General features: G+C 68.6%; 6 protein-coding genes and 2 pseudogenes. 4 read left to right on the top strand and 4 right to left on the bottom strand.

Annotated elements, in window-relative coordinates:
* The 4 genes and pseudogenes from F3J15_RS36710 to fliE form a co-directional block, all read right to left on the bottom strand.
* Window positions 1-248 (bottom strand): annotated as a pseudogene (locus tag F3J15_RS36710) (flagellar hook-length control protein FliK); the annotation flags it as partial.
* A 413-nt stretch (window positions 249-661) separates the two neighbouring features.
* Entirely contained in the window at window positions 662-994 is a 333-nt protein-coding gene (locus tag F3J15_RS36715; RefSeq protein ID WP_166897620.1) for a flagellar protein FliT, read from the bottom strand.
* Window positions 991-1,425 carry a flagellar export chaperone FliS gene (gene fliS / locus F3J15_RS36720; RefSeq protein WP_069249107.1) on the bottom strand — a complete coding sequence of 145 codons (435 nt, stop codon included), beginning with the start codon at window positions 1,423-1,425 and terminating at the stop codon, window positions 991-993. The genes F3J15_RS36715 and fliS overlap by 4 nt, the downstream gene beginning before the upstream one ends.
* 194 nt (window positions 1,426-1,619) lie before the next feature.
* Complete coding sequence (gene fliE / locus F3J15_RS36725) at window positions 1,620-1,964, bottom strand: flagellar hook-basal body complex protein FliE (protein WP_069249108.1); 345 nt, start codon at window positions 1,962-1,964, stop codon at window positions 1,620-1,622.
* Between the two features lie 248 nt (window positions 1,965-2,212).
* On the opposite strand from fliE, the gene fliF reads away from it, so the two are divergent.
* From fliF to F3J15_RS38310, 4 genes and pseudogenes are all read left to right on the top strand, one after another.
* Window positions 2,213-3,976 (top strand): flagellar basal-body MS-ring/collar protein FliF, encoded by a 1,764-nt coding sequence (fliF, locus tag F3J15_RS36730; protein WP_069249109.1) that lies wholly within the window; start codon window positions 2,213-2,215, stop codon window positions 3,974-3,976.
* The gene (fliG, locus tag F3J15_RS36735; protein WP_069249110.1) at window positions 3,966-4,961 is read left to right on the top strand and encodes a flagellar motor switch protein FliG; all 996 of its coding nucleotides are present in this window, start codon (window positions 3,966-3,968) and stop codon (window positions 4,959-4,961) included. Before fliF ends, fliG begins: the two co-directional genes overlap by 11 nt.
* Window positions 4,954-5,637, top strand: a complete 684-nt coding sequence (gene fliH, locus F3J15_RS36740; RefSeq protein WP_166897623.1) for a flagellar assembly protein FliH — start codon at window positions 4,954-4,956, stop codon at window positions 5,635-5,637. The genes fliG and fliH overlap by 8 nt, the downstream gene beginning before the upstream one ends.
* Window positions 5,631-5,788, top strand: a pseudogene (locus F3J15_RS38310) (flagellum-specific ATP synthase FliI); the annotation flags it as partial. The gene fliH and the pseudogene F3J15_RS38310, both read left to right, overlap by 7 nt.

Here is a 5,788-nt window from a genome sequence, read left to right on the forward strand (position 1 = left end):
GGCGTCGCGTCCCCGCCGGCGCGCGAGATCGCGTCGAGCACGCGCCCGACATCGGACAGTGCAGTCTGGGTGGAAGCAGGCGGTGCGGCAGGCGGAGTGCCGGCCGACGGCGTGGACGACGCGCCGGTGCCCGGCGTGCCGACCTGGGAGGTCACGCCGCCGCCGGCGGGCGCCGACACGGTGCCGGTCAGCAAGCTGTCGAGGCGGCTCGCCAGCAGCGCGGCCGCAACGGAGTCGATACCGGTCATGATCGGAGCCTGCTTACTCTAGGGTCTGTTTACATATGGAACGCGCATGCGTTGCCACGAGAACGGCCGCTCGCGAGGCGCGCGACGCTGCGAATACTGACGTATTCGCAAGGAGCGCAACGCGGCGAGCGGCCGTTCTCGTGGCAACCCCAAATTTAAAAAAACATGTCACGGGAATGCCCGAAATCGCCCGCATGGCGGCGTCGTTCGTCGCTTATTTGGCTCGGCCAAACGGCGCTCCTCACTCCTTGCCCTGCGAGCGATTTCGGGCATTCGCATGCGCGTTCCATATGTAAACAGACCCTGCACATCGTTGCGAATCCGGGAACGGCACGCCGGTGCCGTCCGCGGGAACTGCGCGCCTGCCGCAACGGGCTCGTGCGCCCCCGCGCCCGTTTCCCCGGAAACGGGCCCTACCCGCGCGCGCGGTAGAGATCGGTCAATACCTGGGTCGAGCGCCGCGCCTCGAACAGCGCGGACAGCCGCGCGACGTCCGGGCTCGCGAGATCGCGAATCGCGGCGTCGTCGGCCAGGATGCGGCGGATCAGGTCGAGCTTGCGGCCGAGATCCGATTCGTCGAGCACGACGCCCGGATCGGCTTCCTTCAACCCGTCGACCAGCTGCAAGAATTCGGCCTGCAACCCCGGCAACGCGCTCCAGTCGGCGCTGCGGGCGGCGCCCAGCATCCGGCTCGACACGGCGGCGAGCGCCTCGTAACGTTCGAAGTATTCGGCCTTGCGATTCATCTCGATGCTTCCACTGCCTGTTGCGCGGCCATCCGCGCGACTTCCGGGGCGATCCCCGTCCATGCTTCCTCGAGCGTCGCGAGTAGCCTGTCGACCTCGACCAGCATCGCGTCGCTCGCCTGCGCATTGGCTTCAAGCAGCCGCCGGCCGATATACGCATACAGCGCATCCAGCCGCTCCGCGATCTCGCCGCCCGCATCGAGGTTCAGCGACGCCTTCAGCCCGCTGTCGACGATCCGGATCGCCTTGCTGATCGCTTCGCCGCGCGCGGACACATTGCCTTGCTGCAAATGCATGCGCGCCAGCGCAACCGCCTGCCGCGCGCCCTGGTACAGCATCGCGATCAACCGGTGCGGGGAAGCGCCCATCACCCCGGTCTCGACACCGACACGCGCGTATGCACTGGCTCCAGCGTGTCCTGGGGAAAACATGCGCTTCTCCTTGTTGTGCCTTGGCTATACGGGAACCGCCGCCGTGCATCGCACGACGCGGCCTTCACCGGAGTTATCGGAAGGGATTGGGAAAGCTTTAGGCAAGCGGCGCGTGCCGCCTGGCGCAGCCAGGCCGGCCCGCAGCCCAGGCCGGATGGCCGTCCACGGATCGCCTTCCCTGAATAGCCGCCGTGTCAAACCGCCATCTGCATGATGTCGTTGTAAGCGCTCACCAGCTTGTTGCGGACCTGGAGCCCGAACTGGAAGCCGATGTTGGCTTTCTGCATGTCGACCATCACGTCGTTCAGCGACACGTTCGGCGCGCCGACCTCGAACGCCTGTGCCTCGCCGAGCGCGTGCTGCTGGTCGCCGCTGATCTTGTCGAGCGACGCCTTCATCGCGCTGGCGAACGTGCTGGCCGTCGCCGCCCCCGAGCCGGCCAGTGCCGCCGCCGGGCTCGCGACGCCGCCTGACGCCTGCGCGGCCATCGACTGCATCTGTTGCAACACCGAACCGATTCCGCTGACGTTCGCAGTCATGCTGTCCCCAAACCTGAGAGAGAGACCCGGACGCACCGGGAGATCCGCCGGCGCCGCACCACGCGCGCCATGCCGGATTCCGAAAAAGGATAGCAGCGCGCCGCGCGTCAAAGCCGAGAAAGTACGGGGGAAACCCCGCTCTTTTCGGTCGATCGGAGTTGGGCCCGGGTCACGATAATCGCATCGTGTCATTGTCCGCCCGCTCGTCCGAGCGAGCTCAGTCGTCCCGCTCCGGAGAAACTCGACGCATGGATTCGCAGGCCAACTCGCTGATCAACCCAGACGCCCGCGGGGGCCTCGCCAGCCCGGCGCCCGGCGCCGCCGCGGCCGCCGCGTTGCCGGGCGCGGGTGGCGCAGGCGCGGACTTCGGGCTTGGCGGCTTCGCGGAACGCATCCCCGGCATCTCGCGGATGAAGGGCAACCCGAAGCTGCCGTTCCTGATCGCCGTCGCATTCGCGGTCGCCGTCATCACCGCGCTCGTGCTGTGGAGCCGCGCGCCCGACTACCGCGTGCTGTACAGCAACCTGTCGGATCGCGACGGCGGTGCGATCATTGCCGCGCTCCAGCAGGCAAACGTTCCCTACAAGTTCGCCGATGCCGGCGGCGCGATCCTCGTGCCGTCGAGCCAGGTGCATGAAACGCGCCTGAAGCTCGCCGCGATGGGGCTGCCGAAGGGCGGCTCGGTCGGCTTCGAGCTGATGGACAACCAGAAATTCGGCATCAGCCAGTTCGCCGAGCAGATCAACTACCAGCGCGCGCTCGAAGGCGAGCTGCAGCGCACCATCGAATCGATCAACGCCGTGCGCGGCGCGCGCGTGCATCTCGCGATCCCGAAGCCGTCGGTGTTCGTGCGCGACAAGGAAGCGCCGAGCGCGTCGGTGTTCGTCGACCTCTACCCGGGCCGCGTGCTCGACGAAGGCCAGGTTCAGGCAATCACGCGGATGGTGTCGTCCGGCGTGCCCGACATGCCCGCGAAGAACGTGACGATCGTCGACCAGGACGGCAACCTGCTGACCCAGACCGCGTCGGCATCCGGCCTCGACGCAAGCCAGCTCAAGTACGTGCAGCAGGTCGAGCACAACACGCAGAAGCGCATCGATGCGATCCTCGCGCCGATCTTCGGCGCCGGTAACGCGCGCTCGCAGGTCAGCGCGGATCTCGATTTCTCGAAGATCGAGCAGACGTCGGAAAGCTACGGCCCGAACGGCAATCCGCAGCAATCCGCGATCCGCAGCCAGCAGACCAGCAGCGCGACCGAACTCGCGCAGGGCGGCGCGTCGGGCGTGCCGGGCGCGCTGTCGAACACGCCGCCGCAGCCGGCCTCCGCGCCGATCGTCGCCGGCAACGGCCAGAACGCGCCGCAGACGACGCCGGTCAGCGACCGCAAGGACCAGACGACCAACTACGAGCTCGACAAGACGATCCGCCACACCGAACAGCCGATGGGCAGCGTGAAGCGGCTGTCGGTCGCGGTCGTCGTCAACTACCAGCCGGTCGCCGACGCGAAGGGCCACGTGACGATGCAGCCGCTGCCGCCCGCGAAGCTCGCGCAGGTCGAACAGCTCGTGAAGGATGCGATGGGTTACGACGAGAAGCGCGGCGACTCGGTGAACGTCGTGAACAGCGCGTTCTCCACCGCGAGCGACCCGTACGCCGACCTGCCGTGGTGGCGCCAGCCGGACATGATCGCGATGGCGAAGGAAGCGGCGAAGTGGCTCGGCATCGCGGCGGCCGCGGCGGCGCTCTACTTCATGTTCGTGCGCCCGGCGATGCGCCGCGCATTCCCGCCGCCCGAACCGGCCGCGCCGGCGCTCGCCGCACCGGACGATCCGGTTGTGCTCGACGGCCTGCCGGCGCCGGAGAAGGCGGAGGAACCCGACTCGCTGCTGCTCGGATTCGAGAGCGAAAAGAACCGTTACGAACGCAACCTCGACTACGCGCGCACGATCGCCCGCCAGGATCCGAAGATCGTCGCCACCGTCGTGAAGAACTGGGTGTCCGATGAACGCTGAAGGCTTGACCAAGAGCGCGCTCCTGCTGATGTCGATCGGCGAGGAAGAGGCCGCGCAGGTATTCAAGTTCCTCGCGCCGCGCGAGGTCCAGAAGATCGGCGCCGCGATGGCCGCGCTGAAGAATGTCACGCGCGAGCAGGTCGAGGACGTGCTGCACGAATTCGCGAAGGAAGCGGAGCAGCACACCGCGCTGTCGCTCGATTCGAGCGACTACATCCGCTCGGTGCTGACCAAGGCGCTCGGCGAGGACAAGGCCGGCGTGCTGATCGACCGCATCCTGCAGGGCAGCGACACGAGCGGCATCGAGGGCCTGAAGTGGATGGACTCGGCCGCCGTGGCCGAACTGATCAAGAACGAGCATCCGCAGATCATCGCGACGATCCTCGTGCACCTCGACCGGGACCAGGCGTCGGAAATCGCGTCGTGCTTCACCGAGCGGCTGCGTAACGACGTGATCCTGCGGATCGCGACGCTCGACGGCATCCAGCCGGCCGCGCTGCGCGAGCTCGACGATGTGCTGACGGGCCTGCTGTCCGGCAGCGACAACCTGAAGCGCAGCCCGATGGGCGGCATCCGCACCGCGGCCGAAATCCTGAACTTCATGACGAGCGTGCATGAGGAAGGCGTGCTCGAAAGCGTGCGCCAGTACGACGCCGAACTCGCGCAGAAGATCATCGACCAGATGTTCGTGTTCGAGAACCTGCTCGACCTCGAGGATCGCGCGATCCAGATGGTGCTCAAGGAAGTCGAGTCGGAAACGCTGATCATCGCGCTGAAGGGCGCGCCGCCGGCACTGCGCCAGAAGTTCCTCGCGAACATGTCGCAGCGCGCGGCCGAACTGCTCGCCGAGGATCTCGACGCGCGCGGCCCGGTACGCGTGTCCGACGTCGAGACGCAGCAGCGCCGCATCCTGCAGATCGTGCGCAACCTGGCCGAAAGCGGCGCGATCGCGATCGGCGGCAAGGCGGAAGACGCGTATGTCTGATTCGGCGAGCGATCGCGCGGGCACCCTCACCGCCTACCAGCGGTGGGAGATGGCGTCGTTCGACCCGCCGCCGCCCCCGCCGCCGCCCGACGACGCGGCAGCGGCCGCCGCCGCGCTCGCCGAGGAACTGCAGCGCGTGCGCGACGCCGCGCACGCCGAAGGCCATGCGGCCGGCCATGTCGAAGGCCAGGCGCTCGGCTACCAGGCCGGTTTCGAGCAGGGCCGCGAACAGGGTTTCGAAGCCGGCCAGGCCGACGCGCGTGAACAGGCCGCGCAGCTCGCGGCGCTCGCCGCGTCGTTCCGCGAGGCCGTGTCGACCGTCGAGCACGATCTGGCCGCCGATATCGCGCAGCTCGCGCTCGACATCGCGCAGCAGGTGGTCCGGCAGCACGTGAAGCACGACCCGGCCGCGCTGGTTGCCGCCGTGCGCGACGTGCTCGCGGCCGAACCCGCGCTGTCCGGCGCGCCGCATCTCGCGGTCAATCCGGCCGACCTGCCCGTCGTCGAAGCCTATCTGCAGGACGATCTCGATACGCTCGGCTGGAACGTGCGCACCGATGCGTCGATCGAGCGCGGCGGCTGCCGCGCGCACGCCGCGACCGGCGAGGTCGACGCGACGCTGCCCACGCGCTGGCAGCGCGTCGCCGCCGCGATCGGCAAGGTGAGCACGTGGTGACGCGGCCGCCCGAGGCGCTCGCGCACGACGGCATGACGCCGCTCGAGCGCGAACTCGCGCTCGCGTCGTTCGGCCCGGACGCGCACAACGCCGCGCTGGACACCGCCCAAGACGCCACCCCGCACGCCACCGCTGCAGCGGCCGAGGCCGC

It is taken from the genome of Burkholderia sp. Ap-955 (genome assembly GCF_011753045.1).
Lineage (GTDB): Bacteria > Pseudomonadota > Gammaproteobacteria > Burkholderiales > Burkholderiaceae > Burkholderia > Burkholderia lata_D.